The sequence below is a fragment of the Bradyrhizobium sp. JR3.5 genome, from assembly GCF_054057015.1.
The window spans coordinates 5,555,463-5,581,539 of record NZ_JBSRYV010000002.1 but is presented as its reverse complement, the minus strand read 5'-3'; the positions used below and the strand labels follow the sequence as shown (position 1 = coordinate 5,581,539).

Below are 26,077 nucleotides of genomic sequence, written 5' to 3'. Positions count from 1 at the left end.
CCCCGTCGTCCCGGCGAAGGCCGGGACCCACTACCCCCGGCTCGAGTTGGTTGCAGAAGTCGGCGACCTAATCGCTCAACTGAAACGCCGCGGCGTATGGGTCCCGGCCTTCGCCGGGACGACGCTGGTCTAATTGATGGCGCGGATCAGGTTCTTGATCTTCTCCGCGTGCGGGCCGAGCTCCTTTGCGAGCTTGTCGAGATAGGGATCGGCGATCGCGGTGAAGCTCTTCTTGTCCACGTCATCGACCACCTTGACGCCGAACGACTTCAGCTTGGTCAGCGCATTCCGCTCCAGCTCGAAGGCTTTCTGCGGCTCTTTGGCGCTGACCTCGTTGGCGGCGGCCTGCACCCATTGCTTCTGCTCGGCGGAGAGGCTCTGCCACAGCTTGTCGGAGACGAACAGCAGGGCATTGTTGGCCTCGTGCTCGGTGATCGACAGCACGGGCGCGACCTCATAGTGCTTGTTGACGAGATAGACGTTGATGCTGTTCTCGGCGGCGTCGACCACTCCGGTCTGCAGCGAGGTGTAGACGCTGCCGAACGGCATATGCACCGTCTGCGCGCCATAGGCCGGGAACATGGTGTCCTCGGTCGCGGTCGCCTGCACCCGCACCTTCACGCCCTTGAGGTCGCCGACGTTGTGGATTTCCCTCTTGCTGTAGATGTGGCGCACGCCCTGCGAACCGGTGCCGATCACATGCAGGCCCTGCGCGGTCTCGTCGATCATCGTCCTGATGGCGTCGAACACCTGCGGGTCCGCCAGCGCCTTGATCACATGGGCGTCGTTGCGGAACAGGAAGTGCAGCGACATCACGCCGGCCTGCGGCGAGATCGTCGCCGTGTTGGCGGAGGAGACGATCGCGAACTCGATATCGCCTGATTTCACGAGCTGCAGCAGCTGCGGCTCCTGGCCGAGCTGCGCGCCGGGATATTGGTCGACGATCATCGTCCCCTTGCTCAATTCCTTGAGCTTCTCGGCGAACAGATCGCCGGCGACCGAATAGCCGGTGTTGCGCGGCTGGTCGTAGGCGAAGCGGAAGTGCTTGACCTCCTGCGCGCCGACGCACGCCGGCAGCAGCAACGCTGCCGCGGCCATGGCGATCCCGACGATCCTGGCTGAATAGCCCATCGCGACGTTCCCCCTGTTTTTGATTGACGCGATCATCCCACCAGTCCGACGGGATTGTCAATAAAACAGAGGCAATTGAACGCCCACAGGCGCAATCACGTACAGCGTCACTCGAATTATCGATAATTCGGCAACTGCGCCGAACGGTGCTCGCTACTTCCCCTTGGCGCGCATGAAGTCGAAATCGCAGCCCTCGTCGGCCTGCAGGATCGTTTCATTGAAGAGATGCGCGTAACCGCGCTTGGCCCAGTCCGGCGCGCTGGCGGGGGCGAGCGCGGCGCGGCGCTTTTGCAGTTCGGCCTCGTCGACCAGGAGATCGATGCTGCGCTTGGCGACATCGAGCCGGATCATGTCGCCGTTCTGCACCAGGCCGAGCGGACCGCCGACGGCGGACTCCGGCGTGATGTGCAGCACGATGGTGCCGAACGCAGTGCCGCTCATCCGCGCATCGGAGATGCGGACCATGTCCTTCACGCCGGTGCGCGCAAGCTTCTTCGGGATCGGCAGATAGCCCGCCTCCGGCATGCCGGGGGCGCCCTTCGGGCCGGCGTTGCGCAGCACCAGCACGTCGTCGGCGGTCACGTCGAGCTCGGGGTCGTCGACCCGCAGCGTCATGTCCTCGACCGACTCGAACACCACGGCACGACCGGTGTGCTGCAAGAGCTTTGGGCTCGCCGCCGACTGCTTGATGACAGCACCGCGCGGCGCGAGATTGCCGTGCAAGATCGCCATCGCGCCCTCGGATTTGATCGGGTTCGCCTTGGAGCGGATTGCATCCTGCCCCGGCACGTCCTCCGCGCCGGCCACAACCTCGCGCAAGGTCTGACCGGTGATGGTCCTGGCATCGAGGTCGATGAGGTCGCCGAGCTGCGCCATCAGCTTCGGCACGCCACCGGCATGATGGAAATGCTCCATGTAGTGTTCGCCCGACGGCTTGAGGTCGACCAGCACGGGCACTTCGCGGCCAAGCTTGTCGAACGCCTCGAGATCGATCTTGTAAGGCGAGCGGTTGGCAATCGCCGTGAGATGAATGAGCCCGTTGGTCGAGCCGCCGATCGCCTGCAATACGACCTGGGCGTTGCGGAACGACGACGGCGTCAGGATCTCGCTCGGCTTCGGCCCCTTGGTCTTCGCCATTTCGGCGGCGACGCGGCCGCTGGCCTCTGCGGAGCGGAAGCGCTCGGCATGCGGCGCCGGGATCGTCGCGCTCATCGGCAGCGACAGGCCGAGCGCCTCGGTGATGCACGCCATGGTGGAGGCGGTGCCCATCACCATGCAGGTGCCGACCGACGGCGCGAGGCGGCCGTTCACCGCCTCGATCTCGGTGTCGTCGATCTCGCCGGCGCGATACTTGCCCCACAGCCGGCGGCAATCGGTGCAGGCGCCGAGCACCTCGCCCTTGTGATGGCCGACCACCATCGGCCCGACCGGGATCACCACCGTCGGCAGATCGGCGCTGATGGCGGCCATGATCTGTGCCGGCAGGGTCTTGTCGCAGCCGCCGATCACGATCACCGCATCCATCGGCTGGGCGCGGATCATCTCCTCGGTATCCATCGCCATCAGGTTGCGCAGGTACATCGAGGTCGGATGCGCAAAACTCTCGGCGATCGAGATGGTCGGGAACACGAACGGCATCGCGCCCGACAGCATCACACCGCGCTTCACCGCTTCGATGATCTGCGGAACGTTGCCGTGGCAGGGATTGTAGTCGCTGTAGGTGTTGGTGATACCGACGATCGGGCGATTGAGCGCATCGTCCGAATAGCCCATCGCCTTGATGAAAGCCTTGCGCAGGAACAGCGAGAAGCCGGCGTCGCCATAGCTGGTCAGTCCCTTGCGAAGTCCGTCGGCCATTTTCTTCTCTTCCCGTGTGTTGGTTGGCCGCACTTAAGGAGCAGCAGGAATTATTGTCAATATGAGATAATCTGACGGAGAAGCGCGGCTGGCCTGCGGCAAATCCGCCCTCATTATTGACAATAGCCATCGCATCATGCTGACCTCCGGCACCGACCCGAAGCCGAGAGCGCATGAAAGCCGAGCCCACCTTGCCCGATATCCAGGCCCCCTCGCGGGAGGAGGAACAGGCGGAAGTGATCCGCCGGCTGGAGGAGGACATCATCTTCGGCCGCTTCGCGCCCGGCCTGCGGCTGGTCGAGGATACCCTGATGCAGCGCTACGGCGCGAGCCGGCATTTCGTTCGCCAGGCGCTGTTCCAGCTCGAACGTCAGGGCATCGTGCTGCGCGAGAAGAATGTCGGCGCCACAGTGCGGTTCTATTCGGCGGAGGAAGTGCGGCAGATCTACGAGGTGCGTGAGATGCTGACGCGCCAGGCCGCGCTGATGATTGCCCTGCCCGCGCCGGTCAGCCTGATCGAGCAATTGAGCGAGCTGCAACGGCATTACTGCCTCAAGGCCGACGCGCAGGACATGCGTGGCATCCACGAAACCAACGATGCGTTCCACCTCGCGCTGTTCTCCGCCTGCGGCAATCCCTATCTGGTCCGCTCGCTGCAGGACTACATGAACCTGACGTTGCCGATGCGCGCCAAGAACCTCGCCGACAGCGAAGGCCTCGCATTGTCGCGCCGCCAGCACGAATTGATGATCGAGCTCTTGAGGGGCCGCGACAGCTGGGCGCTGGCGCAACTCTGCGTCGATCACATGCAGTACAGCAAGGCGGATTATCTGGTCCGCATCTCCAACGACAAAAAGCCGCAATAGCGCGATACGCGGCCTGCTCGTGAAGGAGACGGCGATGCGCTACGTGGCTTTGTTGATTGGATCGATCGCCGTGCAGCTTGCGCTGGGCGGAATTGCCAACGCGGCCGACCCGCGCACGACAGAGCTCACCTATGAGCCCTGGACCAAGACCTGCCTGACCGAGGCGAGTTGCTTCGTCGCTGCCGCCGCGCGCGGCCAGTGCGCGCCGTCGGGCGGCACCATCAGCGTCTCGCCGCAGACCAGCACGCGCGCACTGCTCACCGCGAATGTCGGAACGCGGACCATGCTGGAAGGCACGATCAGCCTCCGCATCGATCAGGACGAACCGATGCAGATCGCCAGGACGCACTGCTACACGCTCGGTTGCGGCGGCACGCTGGAGGCCAATGGCGAGCTGATCGATCGGCTGAAACACGCGCAAGCGATTGTGGTGGAGGCGAAGAACCTGACTGGGCAGAAGATCAGCCTCAATTTCCCGCTCGCGCACTTTTCCCAGACCTATGACGGGCCCGGCAGCGCGCCCAAGGCATCGGGACAGAGCTCGAATGAGCCGCAGCGCCAGCACACCGAGACCGTGAAGCAACTGCCGCAATGCGACGACTGATCATTTCTTCCAGTCGATCACCCTCGTCCTGTCGCCGTCGAACTCCATGCTGCAGAACGTGCCGCCCTGGTAATAATCGCCGACGGGATCCGGCGGCAACTTGGCCTGCTCGGCCATCGCGTGCTCGCGGAAGTCTTCGCCACGACCTGTCGGACGATAGCCGAGATGGTAGGCGCGGTGATTGTCCCACCACGAGCGCTCGTTGTAGGACGCGCCATACAGCACCTCGAAATGAATGTCGGGATGTTCGAGCCCGATCCGGCAGAGCTGCACCAGATCTTCCGGCTTGAGCCAGATCGAGAGCCTGCGGTGATCGAGCGGCGCCTCGCCGAAATTGCCAATCCGGATGCAGGTCACCTTGATGCCGTGCTTGTCGGCATAGAGCGCGCCGACGCCTTCGCCGAACACCTTGCTGACACCGTAGCGGCTGTCCGGCCGCGCGGTGACATCGGTGCCGATACGGTGATGGCGCGGGTAAAAGCCGACCGCGTGATTGGATGAGGCGAAGATCACGCGCTTCACGCCCTGCTTGCGCGCCGCCTCGAACAGATTGTAGCAGCCGATGATGTTGGCCTGCAGGATCGCATCCCAGGAACCTTCGACCGAATAGCCGCCGAAATGCAGGATGCCGTCGACGCCCTCGCAGATCGCCTCGACCTCTGCGAGGTCGGCGAGATCGGCCGCCTTGAACTTTTCGTTGCTGCCGAGATCGGAGGGCTTCTTGATGTCGCTCAGCAGGAGATCCGGATAGATCGGCGGCAGCAGCTTGCGCAGGCTGGTGCCGATTCCACCCGATGCGCCGGTCATCAATATGCGTGGCATGCCGTCCCTCATCTTTCCTGTTTGCTCAAGGGGATCATTGGACCGAATTGCGGTCGCACGCCGACAATGATAGCAAACCATGCGCTCAAGGAAACACCATCGAAACACAACAACGAGAACAGCAAATGTCCGATGTTCATTCCGCCGGCTGGCGTCCCGCGACCTGTTATCCCGATCCCGCGATCCACGCGCTCGATCCGCGCTTCGAGAAATACTGGCTGAAGCTCTCCGCCGTGGAGCGCATCGCCACCGGCCTGCGCTGGGCCGAAGGCCCGGTGTGGTTCGGCGACGGCCGCTATCTGTTGTGCAGCGACATCCCGAACCAGCGCATCCTCAAATGGGAAGAAGAGACCGGCGCGGTCAGCATCTTCCGCAAGCCGTCGAACTTCGCCAACGGCAACACCCGCGACCGCCAGGGCCGGCTGATCACCTGCGAGCATGGCGGACGCCGCGTGGTGCGCACCGAATATGACGGATCGATCACCGTGCTGATCGATTCCTTCGGCGGCAAGCGGCTGAACTCGCCGAACGACGTCGTGGTGAAATCCGACGGCGCGATCTGGTTCACCGATCCGATCTTCGGCCTGCTCGGCAATTACGAGGGCTACAAAGCCGATCCGGAGATCGAGCCCAACGTCTACCGGCTCGATCCCGAAACCGGCAAGGCCAGCATCGTCGCCGAGGGCGTGCTCGGCCCGAACGGACTGTGCTTCTCGCCGGGCGAGAAGATCCTCTATGTCGTGGAATCCCGCGGCGAGCCGAACCGCAAGATCCTTGCCTATGACGTTTCCACCGACGGCAAGACAATCTCGAACAAGCGCGTGTTCATCGACGCCGGCCCCGGTACGCCCGACGGCATGCGCTGCGACATCGACGGCAATCTGTGGTGCGGCTGGGGCATGGGCGATCCCGAGCTCGACGGCGTCGTCGTGTTCGCGCCCGACGGCGTCATGATCGGCCGCATCGCGCTGCCGGAGCGCTGCGCCAACCTCTGCTTCGGCGGACTGAAGCGCAACCGCCTGTTCATGGCGGCCAGCCAGTCGATCTATGCGCTCTACGTCAACACCCAAGGCGCGCTCGGCGGTTAGAAGGCAAAGAGGACAAAGTCTCCTCCAAACGTCTGACGCCGGAGCGGTTGTCCGCCCCGGCGTCAGAATCTTGTCTCTCGTGCTTCCGGCTTACGCGGCGTTGTAGCCGGCGACGGCCTTGGCCTCGAGATATTCTTCCAGACCGTAACGGCCCCACTCGCGGCCGTTGCCGGACTGCTTGTAGCCGCCGAACGGCGCGGAGCGCTCGTTCGGCACGCCCTGCAGGTTGACATTGCCGGCGCGGATCTGGCGGCCGACGCGGCGCGCGGTCTCCACAGTGTCGGCCGAGACGTAACCGGCGAGACCATAGGGCGTGTCGTTGGCGATCTTCACCGCCTCAGCCTCGTCCTTGGCGCCGAGGATGGTCAGCACTGGTCCGAAGATTTCCTCGCGGGCGATCGTCATGTCGTTGGTGACGTCGGCGAAGATGGTCGGGCGGACATAGAAGCCCTTGTTGACGCCCTCGGGCAGGCCCGGGCCACCGGCGACGAGCGTTGCGCCCTCGTCGATGCCCTTCTGGATCAGCGCCTGGATCTTGTCCCACTGGCCGCGGTTGACGACCGGTCCGATCGTGGTGCCGTCGGCACGCGGATCGCCAGCCTTGGTCTTGTCGGCGACGCCCTTCGCGATCGCGGCGACTTCCTTCATCTTGGAGAGCGGCACGATCATGCGCGACGGCGCGTTGCAGGACTGGCCCGAGTTGTTGAACATGTGCATCACGCCGCCGGTCACCGCCTTGGTGAGGTCAGCACCCTCGAGGATCACGTTCGGCGACTTGCCGCCGAGCTCCTGGCTGACGCGCTTCACGGTCGGCGCCGCACGCTTGGCGACATCGACGCCGGCGCGGGTCGAGCCGGTGAACGAGATCATGTCGATGTCCGGGTGCTCGCTCATCGCCGCACCCACCTCCGGGCCGAGGCCGTTGAGGAGGTTGAACACGCCCTTCGGCACGCCGGCTTCATGGAGGATTTCCGCGAAGATCAGCGCCGAGGTCGGGGTGAACTCCGAGGGCTTCAGGATCATGGTGCAGCCGGCGGCGAGCGCGGGCGCGACCTTGCAGGCGATCTGGTTGAGCGGCCAGTTCCAGGGCGTGATCATGCCGACGACGCCGACCGGCTCGCGCACGATCACGGCGGTGCCCATGGTCTCCTCGAACTCGTACTTCTTGAGCACTTCGAGGGTGTTCATGAGGTGGCCAAGGCCGGCACCGGCCTGCAGCTTCTCGGCCATCGGCAGCGGAGCGCCCATCTCATCCGAGACGGCGGCGCCGATTTCCTTCATGCGGCCCTTGTAGACCTCGACGATCTTGGTGAGCAGCGCGATGCGCTCCTCGCGGCTGGTCCGAGAATAGGTCTCGAACGCGCGCTTGGCGGCGGCAACTGCCTTGTCGACATCGGCCTTGGAGCCGAGTGCAACCTCATACATCGCTTCTTCGGTCGCCGGATTGACGACGGGGGTGGACTTGCCTTTGACGACCGGATCGACCCAGGCGCCATCGATGTAGAATTGCATACGATTGACCATCGGAAACCTCTTGTAGGGGGCGTATGGATAAGGGGAACGGAAAGCGTTCGGCAGGCATCCTTGCACGAAAGCAGGGCGAATTGAACCCGCCATATGCGGGGCGCGGCTCGTGCACGCCCATGCCATATAATGTCGCAGGCAAGCGAGTGACAAGACTTCTTCACCCTCCCCTTGAGGGGGAGGGTCGACGCGAATGAAATGAGCGGCGGGGTGGGGTGACGGTCTCTCCACATCCAGCAGTACCCGAGTGGAGAGATCACCCCACCCCGCTGCGCATTCCGCTACGCTTCATGCGCAACGACCCTCCCCCTCAAGGGGAGGGTGAAACTACACCGCCATCTTGCGATGCCGCACCGGGGCGCCGACCGACACGCTTTCCGCCGCATCGATGATGGCGTTGGCGTCGATGCCATAGTGCCGGTAGAGGTCTCCGATCGTCCCGGTCTGGCCGAAATGCTCGACGCCGAGCGCCTCGACCCGGTGGCCGCGCACGCTGCCGAGCCAGCCGAGCGAAGCCGGATGGCCATCGATCACGGTCACGATGCCGCAGTCGCGGCCAAGCGGCGCCAGCATGCGCTCGATATGACTCAAATGCTGCGTGCCACGGCGGTCGCGGCGCAAATTCCGCGCGGCGGACCAACCCGAATAGAGCCGGTCGGCGGAGGTTACCGCCAGGAGACCGACATCGCGGTGGCTCTCGCCGATCAGGCCGACCGCCTCGATCGCTTCCGGCGCGACGGTGCCGGTATACGCAATAACGATGTCGCAGTTCGGGCCCGGTCTGCGCATCCAGTAGGCGCCATCGGTGATGTCGCGCTGCAGGTCCGGTGTCATGATCCGCTGCGGTTGCTCCAGCGTCCGGGTCGAGAGTCGCAAGTAAACCGAACCGCCCTCTGCGCCCTCGCGCTGCATGTGGCCAAACCCCCAGCCCATGATCACGGCAAGTTCATCGACGAAGGCCGGATCGAACGAGGCAAGCCCGTCCTGCCCGATCCCGATCAAGGGCGTCTTGATCGACTGGTGCGCGCCGCCTTCCGGCGCCAGCGAGATGCCCGACGGCGTCGCCGCCACCATGAAGCGGGCGTCCTGGTAGCAGGCATAGTTCAAGGCATCGAGGCCGCGCTCGATGAAGGGGTCGTACAGCGTGCCAACCGGCAGCAGCCGCGCGCCGTTGATCTGCTGCGACAGGCCGAGCGCCGACAGCATGATGAACAGATTCATCTCGGCGATGCCGAGCTCGAGGTGCTGGCCCTTCGGCGAATATTCCCAGGTGTAGGCTGACGGGATCTTCTCCTGCCGGAACAGGTCGTGGTTCTCCGCCTTCGCGAACAGGCCGCGGCGGTTGACCCAGGCACCGAGGTTGGTCGACACAGTGACGTCGGGCGAAACGGTGACGATGCGCGACGCAAGCTCGCTGTCGCCGCGCGCCAGCTCATGCAGCACGAGGCCAAAGCCCTGCTGCGTCGACATCTGCGCGGAGGCCTTGAAGGCCAGCCGCTCCGGCACGTCGATTTCAGGCGCCGAGAGCCGGCGGCGTCCCTCGCGGTTGAACGGTGCCTCGGCCAGGAACGCCTCGAGCTTCGCGGGCTCCTGCGACAGGCCCTCGAACTTGTCCCACTCGTGGCCGGTGCGGATATTCTGCGCGGCGCGCCACTTCTCCATCTGCGTCACCGTCATCAGGCCGGCGTGGTTGTCCTTGTGGCCCTGCATCGGCAGGCCGACGCCCTTGATGGTGTAGGCGATGAAGCACACCGGACGATCGTGGTCGATCGCCTCGAAGGCCTCGATCATGCTCGCCATGTCGTGGCCGCCGAGGTTCGACATCAGCGCCAGCAGCTCGTCGTCGCTGCGGCGATCGATCAGCGCCGACACGTCGCCCTGGTCGCCGATATCGTCCTGCAGATGCTTGCGGAACGCTGCGCCCCCTTGGAAGCAGAGCGCCGCGTACATCTGGTTCGGGCAATTGTCGATCCAGCGCCGCAGCGCCTCGCCGCCCGGCTCGGCAAACGCCTCGAGCATCAGCTTGCCGTATTTTACGATCACCACGTCCCAGCCGAAATTGCGGAACATGGTTTCGAACTTGGCCCACAGTCCCTCGCGCACCACGGCGTCGAGCGACTGCCTGTTATAGTCGACCACCCACCAGGTGTTGCGCAGGCCATGCTTCCAGCCCTCGAGCAGCGCCTCGAAGATGTTGCCCTCGTCCATCTCGGCGTCGCCGACCAGCGCGATCATGCGGCCCTCGGGCCGGTCCTTCAGCCAGCCGTGAGCCTTGACGTAGTCCTGCACCAGCGAGGCGAACAGCGTCTGCGCCACGCCGAGGCCGACCGAACCGGTGGAGAAGTCAACGTCGTCGGTGTCCTTGGTGCGCGACGGATAGGACTGCGCGCCCTTGTAGCCGCGAAAATTCTCCAGCTTGTCGCGGGTCTGATGGCCGAACAGATACTGAATCGCGTGGAACACCGGGCTCGCATGCGGCTTCACCGCGACGCGGTCCTGCGGGCGCAGCACCGAGAAATACAGCGCCGACATGATGTTGGCGAGCGACGCCGACGAGGCCTGGTGGCCGCCGACCTTCAGTCCGTCGGTCGAGGGCCGCACATGGTTGGCGTGATGGATGGTCCACGACGACAGCCACAGCACCTTGCGGGCCAAAGCGGACAGCATGTCGAGGCGTTCAGGCGCAATTCCCATGGCAATGCTCCGGGCGATATCTCGGATGTTACTGCCGCGGGGGCCGCCGAAAATCTCAATTCCGCGCGACAGCACAGGAAAAATTGGGATAAATTCCCACGATCCCGCCTTAACCAACGAGTTCATCCCAATGCCTGCCCTCGACACCATCGACCGCAAGATCCTGAGTCTGCTCCAGACCGACAGCCGCATGACCATGCAGGAGCTCGCCGACAAGGTCGGGCTGTCGGTGTCGCCCTGCCACCGCCGGGTCAAGCTGCTCGAGGAGCGCGGCGTCATCAGCCGCTATATCGCAACCGTCGACCAGAAATCGCTCGGGCTGCACGTCTCGGTCTTCATCTCGATCAAGCTCGCGCGGCAGAAGGAGGAAGACCTCAACCGCTTCGCGCGCGCGATCTCGAAATGGGACGAAGTGCTCGAGTGCTATCTGATGACCGGCAATCGCGACTACCTGCTGCGCGTGGTCGCCGCCGACCTCTCCTCCTATGAGGCGTTCCTGAAGAACAAGCTGACCCGGCTCGACGGCATCGCCTCGATCGAGTCGAGCTTTGCGCTGAGCCAGGTGAAGTATTCGACGGCGTTGCCGGTGTGAGGGCTGCTGGTTTTGAGCCTCGCTGGCACCAAGACCACACTGTCGTCCCGGCGAAGGCCGGGCCCTATACGCGGCAGCAAGCGTTGTAGGCGGGACTCGCCGTTCCAGCATCGCGCAACAAGCAGCATTTGGGGTTATGGGTCCCGGCCTTCGCCGGGACGACAGCGAGCGTGTGGCGCGGTTTGTCAGTCAAACATCCACATTCTCGCGACATGATCTGTCCGAGTTTTGCATTTCGTTTCGCCCTCCCTTGAAGAGGGCGCAGGGAAAGCCGGGTGCCGATCGCACCCATGGGCCCCGAGCAATGGGTAGAAAGCTCGGGGGTAGGACCACAGGTGTAACCGGAGCAATCCGGCTTTCCCTGCGCGATGGGTTACGGCTTACTTCGTGCTCTCCCCGGCGAGACTGGGCTTGCTTGTCACCGTCTCCGCAAAAGCGCTTGCGCGTCTTGCGGGGAGACACCGGCCGCTAGGGCGTCAGGACCACACGACTTCACCGTCCGCCTCGTGCGCACTCGTCAGTTGCGCAATCAGCGTCCACCGCATCTCAACCCACGTTCGTGACGACCGCGAAGCGCCCCTCGTGTCGGGTGAGGCGGGCGAACCACACACCGAGCTGCAGTTCGGATAAAGGCGAAATATTTTCGCGACGGGGACTTGCGTCGTCGGGCAACTCAGTGATTGGCGTTCGGCCAGACACCGCTGCAGCATGGGCATGGCGCGACAATTCATAAGCCGCTTTCATAAGTCCATACGAATTCACCCCTCTAATCGCATGACGGGCCACTCAATATAACAGTCCCGACAGACAGCGATCGCCTCGATCGGTCGGCAGGACAAATCCTCTCGCGACAGCGGGAACTTGGTTCGTCGCAGGTGCGCCCGAGCGGACCGATACTCGGGATGTCCGTCACAGGAGATTCCCCTGAAGCCTTACATCGCCGCTTTCGCATTGCTGTCGCTGGCGTCGACGGCGCCCGCAACCACAACGGAGACCGCGATGACCGGATCGAAGCCGATGCTGACCTCTGACGAATTGCGCAAGGTCGCTCCCGCGCTCGACGCTTACACCCATAACCGTCTTCTCGGCGATGTCTGGAAGCGCCCCGGGCTCGCGCCGCGCGATCGCAGCATCGTAACGCTGGCAGCGTTGATTGCGCGCAACCAGACCATCGAGCTATCGTATCATTTCAATTTGGCGCTCGATAACGGCGTCAAGCCGCGCGAGATTTCGGAGATCATCACCCATCTCGCCTTCTATGCCGGCTGGGCCAATGCGAAGTCGGCGGTCGCTGTTGCAAAAGACGTCTTCGCTGCCCGCAATATCGGCGCCGAAGAGCTGCCCGCTGTCGCGGTGACGTTGCTGCCGATCAACGAAGCGGCCGAGGCACAACGCGCCACTTTCGTCGAGGAACAGTTCGGTGCGACGTTTCCGGGGGTCGTGCAATACACCACCGATGTGCTGTTCCGTGATCTGTGGCTACGACCGGATCTCGCACCGAGAGATCGCAGCCTGGTCACCGTCAGCGCCTTGATCGCCAATGGGCAGACCGCGCAGCTGACGCCGCACCTCAACCGGGCGATGGATAACGGCCTGGCCCAGACCGAGGCCTCGGAGGCGATCACGCAACTGGCGTTCTATGTCGGCTGGCCGAACGTGTTTTCGGCGATGCCCGTCGCGAAAGATGTCTTTGCAAGACGCCCCCACTGAGGCCAAAGGCACTCGTCATGAACATATCGTTTGACAACCAGGTTGCCCTCGTCACCGGCGCGGGATCGGGGCTCGGCCTTGCGGCAGCGAAGGCCTTTGCGGAGGCGGGCGCAGCGGTGGTGCTGGCCGACACCAACGAAATGGCGGTGGCGTCCGCCGCCGCGGAATTATCCGCCCGGGGGCACAAGACCCTCGCCATCCGATGCGACGTCGCCAACGATGCGCAGGTCGAAGCGATGGTGGAACGCACCGTCGCCACCTTCGGGCGGCTCGATGCGGCCTACAACAACGCCGGCATTCAGAACGTGGTCGCGGAAGCCGCGGAGGCGTCCCGGGAGGATTTTGACCGCGTCATGAGTGTCAATCTCCGCGGCGTCTGGAGCTGCATGAAGTTCGAGCTACGCCAGATGCTGAGGCAAGGCAGCGGCGCCATCGTCAACTGCTCGTCGATCGGAGGATTGGTCGGCGGCGCGAAACGCGGAAGCTACCAGGCCTCCAAGCACGGGGTGCTTGGCCTGACCAAGAGCGCGGCGCTGGACTATGCGGCGAAAGGCATCCGGATCAACGCCGTTTGTCCGGGTATCATCCATACGGCGATGCTCGACAGGATGATGCAAACCCAGGCCGACGCTCTTGGCGCGATGCTGAAGGACGTCCCGATCGGCCGGCTCGGCCGGCCGGAGGAGATCGCGAACGCCGTGCTCTGGCTGTGCAGCTCCGCCGCCAGCTTTATGGTCGGTCATGCGCTGACAGTGGATGGCGGGTATACGATCCGATGAGAGCAGACATCGGAGCTTTACCTCGCCCTTGAGGCGAACAAATTCCGCAGCAAGCGAAACCATCGCGCTAGGCGCGATGCCGCAGCGCTTCGACAAGCAGCGCGAATGCCGCAGATGGCTGGCGCCGGCTGGGGTAATAGAGGTGGTAGCCCGGATAAGGAGCGCACCAGTCCTCGAGCACCCGCTCGAGACGGCCCTTGTTGATGTACGGTTGAACCAGGCCTTCCGGCAGGTAGGTCAAACCGAGACCCGCGAGCGCCGCTTCGAGCATCTGGCTCGTGGTGTTGAAGAACAGCTGGCCCTCGACCCTCACCTTGAGTTCCCGCGCGCCCTTCTCGAATTCCCAGGCGTATAGCCCGCCATGGGTGGGCAGGCGAAGATTGACGCAATTGTGCTCGACCAGCTCCTGCGGCGTCTTCGGCTCGCGTCGGTTCCGGAAATAGGACGGTGAGCCGACCACCGCCATGCGCGCATCGGGTCCGATGCGCACCGCAATCATGTCCTTGGCGACCTGCTCGCCATCGCGCACGCCGGCGTCGAAACGCTCAGTGACGATGTCGGTCAGGCCGTAGTCGCAGATGATCTCGACCTTGATGTCCGGATACGAGCGCAGAAGCTTGGCAAGTTTCGGCAGCAACACGGCGTTGGTGGCGTATTCGGTGGCGGTGATGCGGATGGTGCCGGAGGGCCTTTCGCTCAACTCGCTCAGGGCAGCGAGCTCGGCCTCGATTTCCGCGAGGCGCGGACCGATGCTGCGCAGCAGCCGCTCCCCCGCCGCGGTCGGCGAGACACTGCGCGTGGTGCGGGTCAGGAGACGCAGCTTCAGGCGCGCCTCGAGCTGCTTGATGGTGTAGCTGAGCGCGGATTGCGAAACGCCGAGCTTGGCGGCGGCCTTGGTGAAGCTGCCCTCGCGGGCGACGATCACGAAAGCCGAGAGATCATCGAGATGGCCGCGCTTCATTTATCGAGCCTGTTTCTAAGTCCATGCCGATTATAGCGGCTAGTCGTTATAGCCGCATGCATTAAATCCAGTGCAGGCGGTGACCTCGATAGCGTCGCCTTGTGAGCAGACGGAACCATGGTCAATGGATCGATCGGACGCGCGCTCCTGCGCGGAAAAGCGCGGCAGTCACGCGAAGGCAAATGCTGGCGGTTGCAGGCGGCCTCGTGGTTGGGGCCTCGCACAGCGACCTTGCCGCCGCTCCGGCCGCACCGGACCTGACAGAGAAAAGGATGAGAGCGATGGATATCAAATGCAGCGGCTCACGTCCCTCGGGCAAGGGGCCTGAGGCCTGGTTCACCGGCGCGGTCCGCGTCGATCCGCTGTTCCAGGTCGGCGATCCCGCTCGTATCAACGGCGGCCACGTCACCTTCGAGCCCGGCGCCCGCACCATGTGGCACACCCATCCGCTCGGCCAGACCCTGATCGTCACGTCAGGTCTCGGCTGGGTGCAAAGCGCGGGCGGACCCGTCGAGGAGATTCGTCCCGGCGACGTCGTCTGGTTTCCGCCTGGCGAGAAGCACTGGCATGGCGCGACGACGACGACCGCAATGACGCATATCGCCATCACGGAATCACGCGACGGCAAGAATGTCGACTGGCTGGAAAAGGTCAGCGACGAGCAATACCGCAAGTGAAAGGAAATTCACCATGAACCCCACCTACGACTTTGCCGGCCAGGTCGCCCTCGTCACAGGCGCGAGCTCCGGCTTGGGTGCGGCGACCGCCAAGGCGTTCGCCAAGGCCGGGGCTGCCGTGGTCCTGGTCGACCGAAGCGAGGAGAGACTGAACGCAGTCGCTCGAGAACTGACTTCCGCCGGCGCCAAAGCGATCGCCATTGTTGGCGACGTGTCGGACGAGACGCTGGCCAAGACTGCGGTCGATCGCGCGGTCGCGCAGTTCGGCCGGCTCGACATGGCCTACAACAATGCCGGCATTCTCGGCCCAATGTGCCCGATGAGCGAGGAGACCGGCGACGGGTATGACGACGTGCAGCAAGTGAACCTGCGCGGCGTCTGGACCTTCATGAAGCACGAGTTGCTTCAGATGAAGCGACAGCGCAGCGGCGCCATCGTGAATTGTTCGTCGCTCGGAGGGCTGGTGGGTTTGCCCGGCCGCGCCGCCTATCACGCCAGCAAACATGGGGTGATCGGCCTGACCAAGAGCGCCGCGCTCGATGTCGCCGCCGAAGGCATCCGGGTCAACGCGATTTGCCCGGGCTGCATCGAGACGCCGATGGGCGACGCCATCGATCCCGACGCGATGAAGGAATTCCTGAAGCAGCAGCCGATCGGCCGGATGGGCAAGCCCGACGAGGTTGCCGCCGCCGTGCTGTGGCTATGCAGTCCCGCCGCGAGCCTGATCCTTGGCGTTGCGCTGCCCGTCGACGGCGGTTTCGTTGCACACTGACCCAGGAGCGCTGATAGGTAAAACCGTGAGGTCCAGGGCTCGCATTCGTCGCTGGTGCGCATGCGGCTGACGGGCCGTGGCGCGGTAATAGTGACGATCTCGTCGCTTGTGGGTGAAGCTCTCACCCTTGACGTCGCGATTCTCCACCGGAGCGGACGCCCTCGCCGCAGGTCCCGCGCTGCAAATTAAATCGTCGCGACCGGATCGTCGCGGGAACCCGGCAGCGGCCTTCGATGTTGATGTCAGGCATCACTGAGTATCCGAAGGGTGAGGAAAGATGCTGAGGGCTGCCCGCTGCAGACACACCGTGTTGGCACTCGCCACAATCCTCGCGGTCGCGGCATCGGCTGCGCTGCTCGCAGGCAGCGCCGATGCTGCCCGCGGGGGCGGGGGCGGTGGCGGCCACGGCGGTGGAGGTCATGGCGGTGGCGGTGGCGGCTTTCATGGCGGCGGGGGCGGATTTCATGGTGGCGGCGGTGGCTTTCATGGAGGCGGAGGCGGCTTCCACGGTGGTGGTTTCCACGGCGGCGGATTCCACGCCGGCGGCGCGCGTGGCGGCGGCTTTCACACCATTCATCCCGCTGCAAGAGGAGGCACGAGGCTCAGCGGCGGCTCCGCTGCGCGTCATTCCCAATTCCGTCCAGCCGCTCACGCTGCGCGCAGCGCGCCGAACGTAGCTGCCGGCCAACGTGCCGCCTCACCAGCTGCGATGCGGCACAATGCGAGCGCCGTGGGGCACGCGCTGGCCTCACGCCAGATCAGCACCGCCCTGCGCCAGCCTGGCGGCTTGCGCAATCCGATGACGCGCGCCGCGATCACGACTGCCGCCGCCGGAGCCGCCATGGGTGGCGTTGGGTGGTGGCGCCATCCGAATGGCGGCTATGGCTGGGTCGGCCCGATCTTCTGGCCCTATGCCTATTACGATCTTTATGACTACGCCTGGTGGGGCGGGGGCTATGACCCGTACTTCTGGGATTACGGCTATGGCGATCTGTATGCCGGCCTGTTCGGTCCCTATGACTACGATGCCTTGAGCGGCTATGCCTATTACCTGCCCGGCTATGCCGGTCCCCGGCCGCCGGCCACGGGTCGATCGCGCGCCACCGCTCAGACCACAACCCTTGCCGACATGTGCGGCAGCGACAGAAGCGATATCGCCGGCTTCCCGATCGAGCAGTTCCGCAGCGCCATTCAACCCAATGCGGAGCAGAGCACCGCGCTCGACGACCTCGCCAGCGCATCGCAGAAGGCATCCGCGACCATTCTCAATTCATGCCCCAAGGACGTGCCGCTGACGGCGCCGAGCCGCCTCGCCGCGATGCAGCAGCGCCTCCAGGCCATGCGCGACGCAGTTGGGATTCTTCAGCCGGCGCTGGAGAGGTTCTATGGGCTGCTCAGCGACGATCAGAAAGCGAAGGTGACCGCGCTGGTGGCAGATCAGCACCGCGGCCAGCATGAGGCGACGGCGGACAGCGGCAACTGCAATACGGCGCAGCCCGCCGCCATCGCATGGCCCGGCGACATCATCGAACGCAACGTCAAGCCAACCGATGCACAGCGGGCGAGCCTCGATGCCATGCGGGACGCTGCGACAAAGGCTGAGGACACATTGAAATCGTCCTGCCCGCCCACCGATGCGCGCACGCCACCGGCACGCCTTGCGGCGGTCGGAGCGAGACTCGATTCCATGCTTCAGGCGATCGGAACGGTACGTCCGGCCGTGGACACTTTCTACAGCGCGCTCAGCGACGAGCAGAAGGCCGCGTTCGACGCTGTTGGCCCCGAGCGGGACGGCGGCAGGAGCGCGATGGCCGCCGCAGGCGGTGACGAACCGCCGCGAAGCCGTCATCGCCGCCATCACCATCATGGCCCAAATGTCGGCGGCATGATCTTCCGGATGATCGGCTTGTAAGGCTCGCCATCGCCTCGCGCCTAGGGTGGTGACATCATCCCACGATGTCTCAGCGTGGCAACCAGCCGGAGCAACCAGGCTACGGCGCGATCCACATGCCAACCACGATGATGGCCAGTGCGACGGCAATCACCAGCATATCGGTCGTGAGCCAATCAGGCATTCCATTCGATGGCTGCTCGCTCATGTCCGCGACTCCTTCTGTTCGCGTCGAGCCCGTATGCTGAAGCGAAGCAGCGCGAACGAGGATGAACTGGATCACATAAGGGCGCGACAAGCGGTCGCGCCGAATTTCATGCATCCGCGCGCCCTCAAGTTGCAGCACGCGATTGATCTGCCGCGCAGGTTTCTGAACATGTTCGACAACGCCGGCGGCGACGGCAAGCAAGATAGCACGTCTTTGCCAGACGTTGAGCCGCGCCTCGGATGGCAGAACGACGTGCACCGTCATTGCGAGCGAAGCGAAGCAATCCGTGGTGCCGCAAGGTGGGATGGGATTGCTTCGTCGCTTCGCTCCTCGCAATCACAAGGAGCGAGGTGCCTAGGGCGTGGGTTAGCCGGAAGCGTAACCTACCATGACGCGCGGCAAGATGATGGTTACGCTTCGCTGACCCACCCCACGTGCAACATGCTGCGCTCCTCCTCACAGCACCTTGCGCTGTGCGAGGTTCTTCATCAGCGCGCCAACGCCGAATGTCCAGGGCTCGCATTCATCGCTGCCCCGCATGCGGTTGACGAGCTTGCCGAGCTGGGGTGCTTCGATGGTGACGATGTCGTCGCGCTTGTGGGTAAAACCCTCACCCTTGGCGTCGCGGTCCTTGACCGGCGCGAACATCGTGCCGAGGAACAGCGCAAAGCCGTCGGGATATTGATGCACAGGCCCGATGGTCTGGGCAACCAGATCGGTCGGGTCGCGGCTGATCTTGGAGATCGAGGAATGGCCCCCGAGCACGAAGCCGTCCGCGCCCTTCACGGTGAGGCCGACATCCATCTCCCTGACGTCGTCGAGCGAGAAGGTCCCGTCGAACAGCCGCAGCAGCGGGCCGATCGCGCAGGAGGCGTTGTTATCCTTGGCCTTCGACAGCAAGAGCGCCGAGCGGCCCTCAAAATCGCGCAGGTTGACGTCGTTGCCGAGCGCGGCGCCGACGATCGTGCCGGCACCGGAGACGACAAGCACGACCTCCGGCTCGGGATTGTTCCAGGTCGACTTCGGATGCAGCCCGGCATCCATCCCGGTGCCGACCGAGGACAGCGTCGGCCCCTTGGTGAACACTTCGGCGTCGGGGCCGATGCCGACCTCCAGATACTGGCTCCAGGCATTCTGGTCGATCAGCACCTGCTTCAACCGCATCGCCGGCTCGGAGCCCGGCTTCAGCTTGGAGAGGTCGTCGCCGACCAGCCGCACCACCTCCTTGCGGATTGCCTCCGCCGACGACGGGTTGCCGCGTGCCCGCTCCTCGATCACGCGCTCCAGCATCGAGATCGCGAAGGTAACGCCGGCGGCCTTCAGCACCTGCAGGTCGACCGGCGCGAGCAGATGCGGTCTTGTCGCGTCGCGGCCATCGGGCGGCGTGTTGGCGAGGATCGCCTCGAAATCGCCGATCCGCTCGCCATGCGTGGCACGCAACGCGACCGCAGGATCGGCTTCCTCGCACAGCGCGCTCACGGTGGGGAAGCGCGCGGTGACGTCGAACACGCCGTCGCCCCGCACCGCGACCACGGCGGGTCCGCCCGCCTGCGGCAGCCAGACCCGTCCGACCAGCGTGCCGGCGGTGCCGTCCTCGGGCAGGACGTCTTTTGGCGTGAGCGAAATCATCGGCGTCTCCTTTTTTGATCTTGTCATCGCTTGTTAGCACAGTCCCGCCGGCTGCGTGAAGCAGCGGTCATGCCAATGTCATAGAGAGGTAACATCGCCCGTCAATGCTCCCGCCGATCGATCTAGCACTCCGAAAGACGGACCTTCATGACCGCCTCCGACCTCACCGACGAAGCCGCCCGCGACGAAGCCTTGCGCGCCCGCATCCATCAGGAGATGGCCGACAGCCTCGACGAGGAACTCGAGCTCGACGACGTGAGGCTCGACGAGTTCGACCACGACGGAGCCGCCGGAAGCCCGTCGATCGACCGCAAGCTCTACTTCCGCGAATTGCTGCGGCTGCAGGGCGAACTGGTCAAGCTGCAGGACTGGGTGCAGCACGAGAAGAAGAAGGTCGTCGTGCTGTTCGAGGGCCGCGATTCCGCCGGCAAGGGCGGCGTCATCAAGCGCATCACGCAGCGGCTCAACCCGCGCATCTGCCGCGTCGCGGCGCTGCCGGCGCCGAACGAGCGCGAACGCACGCAATGGTACTTCCAGCGCTACGTCTCGCATCTGCCGGCCGGCGGCGAGATCGTGCTGTTCGACCGCAGCTGGTACAACCGCGCCGGCGTCGAGAAGGTGATGGGGTTCTGCAACGACGAGCAGTATGAGGAGTTCTTCAGGTCGGTGCCGGAATTCGAGCGCATGCTGATCCGCTCCGGCATCATCCTGCTGAAATACTGGTTCTCGATCACCGACGAGGAGCAGGCGCTCCGCTTCTCGATGCGGATCCACGATCCGCTGAAGCAGTGGAAGCTGAGCCCGATGGATGTCGAGGCGCGGACCCGCTGGGAGCTCTACACCAAGGCCAAGGAGACCATGCTGGAGCGCACGCACCTGCAGGACTCTCCGTGGTGGATCGTCGATGCCGTCGACAAGAAGCGTGCCCGGCTGAACTGCATCTCGCATCTGTTGACCCAGATCCCCTATCAGCAGGTCACGCACCAACCGGTGGTGCTGCCGCCGCGGGTCCGCAACCCCGACTATCACCGCGGCCCGATCCCGCCGGAGATGTACGTGCCGGGAACGTATTGATCGGACCACGTGCACGCTCTGGCCCCCCTCCCGCTTGCGGGCCCGCAAGCGGGAGAGGTGAAGAGCAAGAGACAGCCACCCCTCGCCTACCAATGGCGCAGGCGCGCGCACTTGCTGGGGCCGGATGCCGACGCTAGGCTTCCCTGATCTGGTGCAGGGAGGCCCGCTTGACTCAATCCGACGACATCGCAATTTCCGAAGATCGCCGCGACGCGCTGCGCTATGCGCTCGGGATCGGCAGCGGCGCGGCGCTCGCGGCCGCCATGGCAACCCCGGCCTCGGCGCAGACCCAGGCCGACAACACGCTCGACCGGATCAGGGCCAACAAGGTGCTGCGGATCGCGGTGCTGCCGGGCGAGCTGCCCTATTTCAACAAGGACCTCGCCACCGGCACCTGGTCCGGCTTCTCGATCGAGATGGCGAACGACCTTGCCAAGCTGCTCGACGTCAAGCTGGAATATGTCGAGTCGACGTATGGCAATTCAATCCTCGATCTGCAGGCCAACAAGATCGACCTCGGCTTTGCGCTCAACCCGACCCCGCAGCGGGCGCTGGTGGTGGATTTCACCAACCTGGTGTTCCCGCATCCGTTCGGCGCGATGCTGAAGAAGGGCCTCGAGGCCAAGACCTGGGCCGACATCAACAAGCCCGAGGTCAAGATCGCGGTCGACGTCGGCTCGGCCAACGAGGCGGTGGCCCGGCGCTTTGCGCCGAACGCCGCCATCAAGTCGCTGAAGTCGCGCGACGAGGTGATGCTGGAAATGTCGTCGGGCCGCGTCGATTGCGTGGTCAACGCGCTGGTGCTCGGGCTGACCGCGATCGCCAAGAACCCGAACCTCGGCACCTACAAGATCCTGGCCTCGCCCTCGGTGACGATTGCCAGCGGCACGGCGGTGCGACGCGAACAGGACAAGCGCTGGCGCGATTTCCTGTCGGTGTGGATCGACTACAACCGCGGCATCGGCCAGATGCGCGAATGGTTCGTCAAGGGCCTCGGCCTTGCCGGCGTCAAGCCGGAGGACGTGCCGGTGGAGCTGAGTATCTGAGGTAATTGCCAAGACGGTAGTGATCTCCCTCTCCCGCTTGCGGGAGAGGGTCGGGGTGGGGGTGTCGTCACAAGCGACGCTCTTCGTGTGGAGAAAACCCCCACCCGGATCGCATCTAACGATGCGATCCGACCTCCCCGCAAGCGGGAGAGGCGAAGCAAGTCACACGTTGTCGTAGGTCAGCCCGCGCTCCAGCCGGCGCGCGACCAGCGTCGAGGGAAACAGGATCGCAAAATAGATCAACGCCACGATGGTGTAGACCTCGAGCGGCCGGTAGGTGTCGGCGTTGATCAGCGTGGCGTTGTAGACGAGATCGGGCACCGCGATGATCGAGACCAGCGAGGTGTTCTTCAGCTGCGTCACCGACTGGTTGACATAGGGCGCCATCATCGGCTTCAGCGCCTGCGGCAGGATCACGAGCCGCATCAGTCGCCAGCCGCGGAAACCGAGCGCCTTCGCGGCGTCCCACTGCCCGACCGGCACGCTCTCGATCGAGCCGCGCACGATCTCGGCATAGAACGCGCCGCCATAGAGCGACAGCACGCTGACGGCTGCGACATGCGCCGGGATGTTGACGCCGATCACGACCGGAAACGCGTAGTAGAACCAGATGATCTGCACCAGCAGCGGCGTGCAGCGGAACAGCTCGATATAGGCGATCAGGAGCCAGTCGATCACGGGAATGCGCCGCAGCCGCAGCATGCCGACGATCAGGCCGATCAGGGTCCCAAGGATGATGGTGCCGATCGTGTAAGCCATGGTCCAGCCGAGCCCGAGCCAGAACAGATGGCTGTACTTGGCGAGGATCCCGAAATCCCAGACGTAGTTCATCCTGCCCCTCGGTTGCCGCGCGTCCTGTACTCGCCTTGCGACCCCAGCATCGCAGGCGGCCTTGCGCGAGTCACGCGATATACCGGCCCGGCGAAAATGCCTTCACGTCGAACGGCGGTGTGGCGCCCGCGATCATTGCCGCGACCGCGGCGCCCGTTCCGGGACCGGTGGTGAAGCCGATATGCTGGTTGCCGAAGGCGAGCCAGAGACCGCGATGCCGCGGCGCTGGCCCAATCATCGGCAGGCTGTCAGGCAGCGTCGGCCGCGCGCCGCGCCAGCGCTCGCCGACCGCTTCGCCGAATTCGACCACGCTGCGCGCCATCGGCACCACTGCCTCGAGCTGCGCATAGTTCGACGGCGCGTCGCGCGCAGTCAGCTCGACGCCGCTGGTGACGCGAACGCCCTGCTCCATCGGCGTCATCAGAAATGCCCCCTCCGCATCATGGATCGGCCGCAGCAATTTGCGTGCCGGGTTCGGCACGAAATGCTGGTGATAGCCGCGCTCGAACGCCAGCGGCACGCGATAGCCGAGCGGCCGCAGCAGTTCGGCCGACCACGGGCCGAGCGCGACCACGACGTGGCGCGCGGCGATCTCGCCGTCGGCAAGCTGCACGCGCCAGCCGCCGTCTTGTTGCTCGATCCGCCGGATCTCGGATTGCCGCACCGTACCGCCGCTGGCGGCGAGCATCTGCGCATAGGCCTTGACCACCGCGCCGGGTGAATCGACCGATGCCGTCTGGGTGTGCAGCAGGCCCGTGCTATAGGCAGGGACGATGTTCGGCTCGAGCGCGGAGATCGCCTGGCGGTCGAGCACCTCGCTTTTGATGCCGAATTCGGCGAGCGCTGCCTGCTCGGCCTTGGCAGTCGCGAGCCCGTCGCCGCGCCAGGCCTTGAGCCAGCCGGTCTCTCTGATGCGATGGCCGGCGCCCGCCTGCACGATCCAGTCGCGATGCAGCGCCAGCGACGTCCCGATCAGGCCGTGCAGCGCGGCGGCGCGCGGCCTGGTCTGCGACGGTGTCGCGGCGGCGAGGAAGCGGATCACCCAGCCGGCGTTGGCGACCGCCCACGGAAGATTCCAGCGCAGCGCCGGATGCGTGTTGGTGAGATATTTCGGCAGGTTCTTCAAAAGCTGTGGCGTGTTGAGCGGCAGGATCGAGCCGGACGAGATGATGCCGGCATTGCCGTAGGAGGTCTCGCTGCCCGGCTCGCGGCGGTCGACGATGACGACGGAAAGACCGCGCTGCCGTGCGGCAAGGCCGGCCGAGACGCCGACCATGCCGGCGCCGAGCACGACGACATCAGCCTGCTGTGCGGACGCCCCCTCGCTCATGCCGTCACATCAAGGTCAGGCCGCCATCGACCGGCAGCGTGGCGCCGGTGATGTGGCCCGCTTCCGGCGACAGCAGGAACGCGACGACGGCGGCGACCTCGTCGGGCTCGGCCAGCCGCTGCATCGGATTGGCTTTCGCCACCCGCTCCCAGGTCGCGGTGTCAAGCGCACCGAGCAGGCCGGGATCCTTGCGCGTGTAACCGGGCATCACGGCATTTGAGGTGGCGCCTGATGCTGCGAGCTCGATTGCGAGCGACTTCACCAGCACTTCGAGCGCGGCCTTCGCGGCGGCCGATCCCGGATAGGTCGCGCCGGGCACGAAACGATGCGGCCCGAAACTCGAGACCGCGACGACGCGGCCCTGCGCGCTGCGCGCGAGGTCGGCCAGCGCGGCCGCCGCGATCTCGTGGAATGCCGCCGCCATCACGGCAAAGGCGCGCTCCAGCGCCGCGCGCGGCAGGCTGGCGAAATCACGGCGATCGGCAAAGCCCGCGGCGTGCACGATGCTGTCGATCGGCCCGAATGCGGCGCGCGCAGCCGCGACCAGCGACGTGCCCGCGCCGGCCCCGGCGAGATCGCCGGTAGAGACCGCGACCTTGGCGCCCTTGCTGCGGCACTCCTCTGCGACCGAATTCAGCCGCGCGAGCCCGCTGGCCTCGGCGCCCTGGCCATGCAGCATCAGCCCCTGATCGGGGCCGGCCAGCCGGCGCGCAACCGCGGCGCCGACGCCGGAGCCGCCTCCCGTAATGATTGAAACGCGCATGAGATGGGTGCTGTCAGTGCATAAGAGACAGCGAACTATAGGTTCGGTCCCGCGAAATGCAAATCGCGCGACGCCGTCAGCAACTCAACGCCACGGCTCGACCAGGATCTTGGTGTGCGCCTCGGGATTGGCGAGATCGGCAAAGGCCTGCGCGACGCCGTCGATGCCGACGCGGCCGGTGACCAGCGATGCGGCATCGACCTGGCCTTCCGCGATCAGACGCAGCGAATAGGCGAACTCCTCCGGCGTGTAGCCGAGCACGTACTGGACGTTGAGCTCCTTGATGATGCCGAGCATCGGCTCGGACTTGTCGGTCTCCATGCAGACCCCGACCACGACGACACGGGCGCTGCGCGGGGCGCCCTCGAACACCTGCTGCAACACGCCGGGCACGCCGACGCATTCGAAGATCAGCGCGGGCTTCAGCGGCGGCAGCAGCGCTTGCATCGGCGGCCGCGCCGCCTTCTCTGCCTCGGTCATCTGGGCGTGCTCGGCCCAGCTCGCATAAGGCTGCGTCTTGGCGGGATCGACCACGACATCGGCGCCCATCTTCTCGGCGAGCAGCCGCCGCGCCGGCGAGTAGTCGGCGGCAACGATCGGGCCGAGCCCCTTGATCTTCAGCGCCGCAATCACCGCAAGGCCGACCGGTCCGCAACCGATCACCAGCGGCACCTCGCCGCCCCTGATGTTGGCCATCGCCACCGCATGGACGCCGACCGCAAGCGGCTCGGTGAGCGCGGCGTGCTCGGCGGCGAGCCCGTTCGGCACTTCGAGCAGCAGCGGCTCGCTGAGCAGCATCTGCTCGGCATACGCGCCGAGATAGTCGTTGGAATAGCCGATGCCCTTCGGGCCTTCCGGCGTCAGCAGGGCCGGCAGCGAGCAGACGCGCGTGCCGGGCTTCAGCTTGCGCGTGGTGCCCGGGCCGTAATCGAGGATCTCGCAGCAGAACTCGTGGCCGAACACGACGTCGCGCGACAGATCCATCGGCGTGCGGCCGGGCAGGAACTTGCTCAGCTCCACCATCCGGTGGGCATGCTTGCGTGCGTGCAGATCGGAACCGCAGATGCCGCAGGCGAGCGATTTGACCAGCACCTGGCCGGCACCCGGCTTCGGTTCCGGCATCTGGTCAACGACAATCTCGCCGTTTCTGAAGATCGCTGCGCGCATGTTCCCTCCCGCGTGGGTTTCTTCCCACATTTTGAAGCGTATTTCGTCCCGCGAAATACAC

At 65.0% G+C, this 26,077-nt stretch carries 24 protein-coding genes; 12 read left to right on the top strand and 12 right to left on the bottom strand.

Annotated elements, in window-relative coordinates:
- Positions 1–129 precede the first annotated feature (129 nt).
- The gene (locus tag ACVWW1_RS43565; RefSeq protein WP_224944099.1) at positions 130–1,098 is read right to left on the bottom strand and encodes a TRAP transporter substrate-binding protein; all 969 of its coding nucleotides are present in this window, start codon (positions 1,096–1,098) and stop codon (positions 130–132) included.
- 186 nt (positions 1,099–1,284) lie between these two features.
- Positions 1,285–2,988, bottom strand: coding sequence for an IlvD/Edd family dehydratase (locus ACVWW1_RS43560; protein WP_456660139.1), 1,704 nt, complete (start codon positions 2,986–2,988; stop codon positions 1,285–1,287).
- A gap of 173 nt (positions 2,989–3,161) precedes the next feature.
- On the opposite strand from ACVWW1_RS43560, the gene ACVWW1_RS43555 reads away from it, so the two are divergent.
- Complete coding sequence (locus ACVWW1_RS43555) at positions 3,162–3,854, top strand: GntR family transcriptional regulator (RefSeq protein WP_456660138.1); 693 nt, start codon at positions 3,162–3,164, stop codon at positions 3,852–3,854.
- A gap of 34 nt (positions 3,855–3,888) precedes the next feature.
- Positions 3,889–4,458 (top strand): invasion associated locus B family protein, encoded by a 570-nt coding sequence (locus ACVWW1_RS43550; protein ID WP_456660137.1) that lies wholly within the window; start codon positions 3,889–3,891, stop codon positions 4,456–4,458.
- Here ACVWW1_RS43550 and ACVWW1_RS43545 read toward each other — a convergent pair whose 3' ends face one another.
- The gene (locus ACVWW1_RS43545; RefSeq protein WP_456660136.1) at positions 4,459–5,280 is read right to left on the bottom strand and encodes an NAD-dependent epimerase/dehydratase family protein; all 822 of its coding nucleotides are present in this window, start codon (positions 5,278–5,280) and stop codon (positions 4,459–4,461) included. It abuts the gene before it with no gap.
- 125 nt (positions 5,281–5,405) lie between these two features.
- Here ACVWW1_RS43545 and ACVWW1_RS43540 point away from each other — a divergent pair, with 125 nt between their 5' ends.
- Entirely contained in the window at positions 5,406–6,368 is a 963-nt protein-coding gene (locus ACVWW1_RS43540) for an SMP-30/gluconolactonase/LRE family protein (protein ID WP_456660135.1), read from the top strand.
- A gap of 90 nt (positions 6,369–6,458) precedes the next feature.
- Here the strand turns inward: ACVWW1_RS43540 and ACVWW1_RS43535 are convergent, their stop codons facing one another.
- Both ACVWW1_RS43535 and ACVWW1_RS43530 read right to left on the bottom strand, forming a co-directional pair.
- Positions 6,459–7,892 carry an aldehyde dehydrogenase family protein gene (locus ACVWW1_RS43535; protein ID WP_106327765.1) on the bottom strand — a complete coding sequence of 478 codons (1,434 nt, stop codon included), beginning with the start codon at positions 7,890–7,892 and terminating at the stop codon, positions 6,459–6,461.
- A gap of 327 nt (positions 7,893–8,219) precedes the next feature.
- Positions 8,220–10,586: a transketolase gene (locus ACVWW1_RS43530; RefSeq protein WP_456660134.1), complete on the bottom strand. Its 2,367-nt coding sequence runs from the start codon at positions 10,584–10,586 to the stop codon at positions 8,220–8,222.
- Positions 10,587–10,716: 130 nt separating this feature from the next.
- Between ACVWW1_RS43530 and ACVWW1_RS43525 the strand changes: the two genes are divergently transcribed.
- The 3 genes from ACVWW1_RS43525 (at position 10,717) to ACVWW1_RS43515 (ending at position 13,667) form a co-directional block, all read left to right on the top strand.
- Positions 10,717–11,178, top strand: coding sequence for an Lrp/AsnC family transcriptional regulator (locus ACVWW1_RS43525; protein ID WP_456660133.1), 462 nt, complete (start codon positions 10,717–10,719; stop codon positions 11,176–11,178).
- 924 nt (positions 11,179–12,102) lie between these two features.
- Positions 12,103–12,888: a carboxymuconolactone decarboxylase family protein gene (locus ACVWW1_RS43520; protein WP_456660809.1), complete on the top strand. Its 786-nt coding sequence runs from the start codon at positions 12,103–12,105 to the stop codon at positions 12,886–12,888.
- 17 nt (positions 12,889–12,905) lie between these two features.
- Positions 12,906–13,667, top strand: a complete 762-nt coding sequence (locus tag ACVWW1_RS43515; RefSeq protein WP_456660132.1) for a glucose 1-dehydrogenase — start codon at positions 12,906–12,908, stop codon at positions 13,665–13,667.
- Between the two features lie 67 nt (positions 13,668–13,734).
- On the opposite strand, the gene ACVWW1_RS43510 is transcribed toward ACVWW1_RS43515, so the two are convergent.
- Entirely contained in the window at positions 13,735–14,628 is an 894-nt protein-coding gene (locus tag ACVWW1_RS43510; protein WP_456660131.1) for a LysR family transcriptional regulator, read from the bottom strand.
- Positions 14,629–14,909: 281 nt separating this feature from the next.
- Between ACVWW1_RS43510 and ACVWW1_RS43505 the strand changes: the two genes are divergently transcribed.
- The 4 genes from ACVWW1_RS43505 (at position 14,910) to ACVWW1_RS43490 (ending at position 17,989) form a co-directional block, all read left to right on the top strand.
- Positions 14,910–15,305: a (R)-mandelonitrile lyase gene (locus ACVWW1_RS43505; protein WP_456660130.1), complete on the top strand. Its 396-nt coding sequence runs from the start codon at positions 14,910–14,912 to the stop codon at positions 15,303–15,305.
- A gap of 13 nt (positions 15,306–15,318) precedes the next feature.
- Positions 15,319–16,077 carry an SDR family NAD(P)-dependent oxidoreductase gene (locus ACVWW1_RS43500; RefSeq protein WP_173641569.1) on the top strand — a complete coding sequence of 253 codons (759 nt, stop codon included), beginning with the start codon at positions 15,319–15,321 and terminating at the stop codon, positions 16,075–16,077.
- 371 nt (positions 16,078–16,448) lie between these two features.
- On the top strand, positions 16,449–16,754 hold the full coding sequence (locus tag ACVWW1_RS43495) for a hypothetical protein (protein WP_456660129.1): 306 nt from the start codon (positions 16,449–16,451) through the stop codon (positions 16,752–16,754).
- Between the two features lie 32 nt (positions 16,755–16,786).
- Positions 16,787–17,989 (top strand): Spy/CpxP family protein refolding chaperone, encoded by a 1,203-nt coding sequence (locus ACVWW1_RS43490; RefSeq protein WP_456660128.1) that lies wholly within the window; start codon positions 16,787–16,789, stop codon positions 17,987–17,989.
- Between the two features lie 79 nt (positions 17,990–18,068).
- Here the strand turns inward: ACVWW1_RS43490 and ACVWW1_RS43485 are convergent, their stop codons facing one another.
- Together ACVWW1_RS43485 and ACVWW1_RS43480 are read right to left on the bottom strand one after the other, a co-directional pair.
- Positions 18,069–18,440 carry a hypothetical protein gene (locus ACVWW1_RS43485; RefSeq protein ID WP_456660127.1) on the bottom strand — a complete coding sequence of 124 codons (372 nt, stop codon included), beginning with the start codon at positions 18,438–18,440 and terminating at the stop codon, positions 18,069–18,071.
- A gap of 192 nt (positions 18,441–18,632) precedes the next feature.
- Entirely contained in the window at positions 18,633–19,805 is a 1,173-nt protein-coding gene (locus tag ACVWW1_RS43480) for a fumarylacetoacetate hydrolase family protein (RefSeq protein WP_456660126.1), read from the bottom strand.
- Positions 19,806–19,952: 147 nt separating this feature from the next.
- On the opposite strand from ACVWW1_RS43480, the gene ppk2 reads away from it, so the two are divergent.
- A complete protein-coding gene (gene ppk2 / locus ACVWW1_RS43475) occupies positions 19,953–20,879 on the top strand; it encodes a polyphosphate kinase 2 (protein ID WP_456660125.1) in 927 nt (308 codons plus the stop codon).
- A gap of 167 nt (positions 20,880–21,046) precedes the next feature.
- The gene (locus ACVWW1_RS43470) at positions 21,047–21,925 is read left to right on the top strand and encodes a transporter substrate-binding domain-containing protein (RefSeq protein ID WP_456660124.1); all 879 of its coding nucleotides are present in this window, start codon (positions 21,047–21,049) and stop codon (positions 21,923–21,925) included.
- 162 nt (positions 21,926–22,087) lie between these two features.
- On the opposite strand, the gene ACVWW1_RS43465 is transcribed toward ACVWW1_RS43470, so the two are convergent.
- From ACVWW1_RS43465 to ACVWW1_RS43450, 4 genes are all read right to left on the bottom strand, one after another.
- Positions 22,088–22,756: an amino acid ABC transporter permease gene (locus tag ACVWW1_RS43465; RefSeq protein ID WP_456660123.1), complete on the bottom strand. Its 669-nt coding sequence runs from the start codon at positions 22,754–22,756 to the stop codon at positions 22,088–22,090.
- Between the two features lie 70 nt (positions 22,757–22,826).
- Complete coding sequence (locus ACVWW1_RS43460; protein ID WP_456660122.1) at positions 22,827–24,086, bottom strand: NAD(P)/FAD-dependent oxidoreductase; 1,260 nt, start codon at positions 24,084–24,086, stop codon at positions 22,827–22,829.
- 4 nt (positions 24,087–24,090) lie between these two features.
- Complete coding sequence (locus tag ACVWW1_RS43455; protein WP_456660121.1) at positions 24,091–24,849, bottom strand: SDR family NAD(P)-dependent oxidoreductase; 759 nt, start codon at positions 24,847–24,849, stop codon at positions 24,091–24,093.
- An 84-nt stretch (positions 24,850–24,933) separates the two neighbouring features.
- Positions 24,934–26,016, bottom strand: a complete 1,083-nt coding sequence (locus tag ACVWW1_RS43450) for a zinc-binding dehydrogenase (protein ID WP_456660120.1) — start codon at positions 26,014–26,016, stop codon at positions 24,934–24,936.
- Positions 26,017–26,077: the final 61 nt, after the last annotated feature.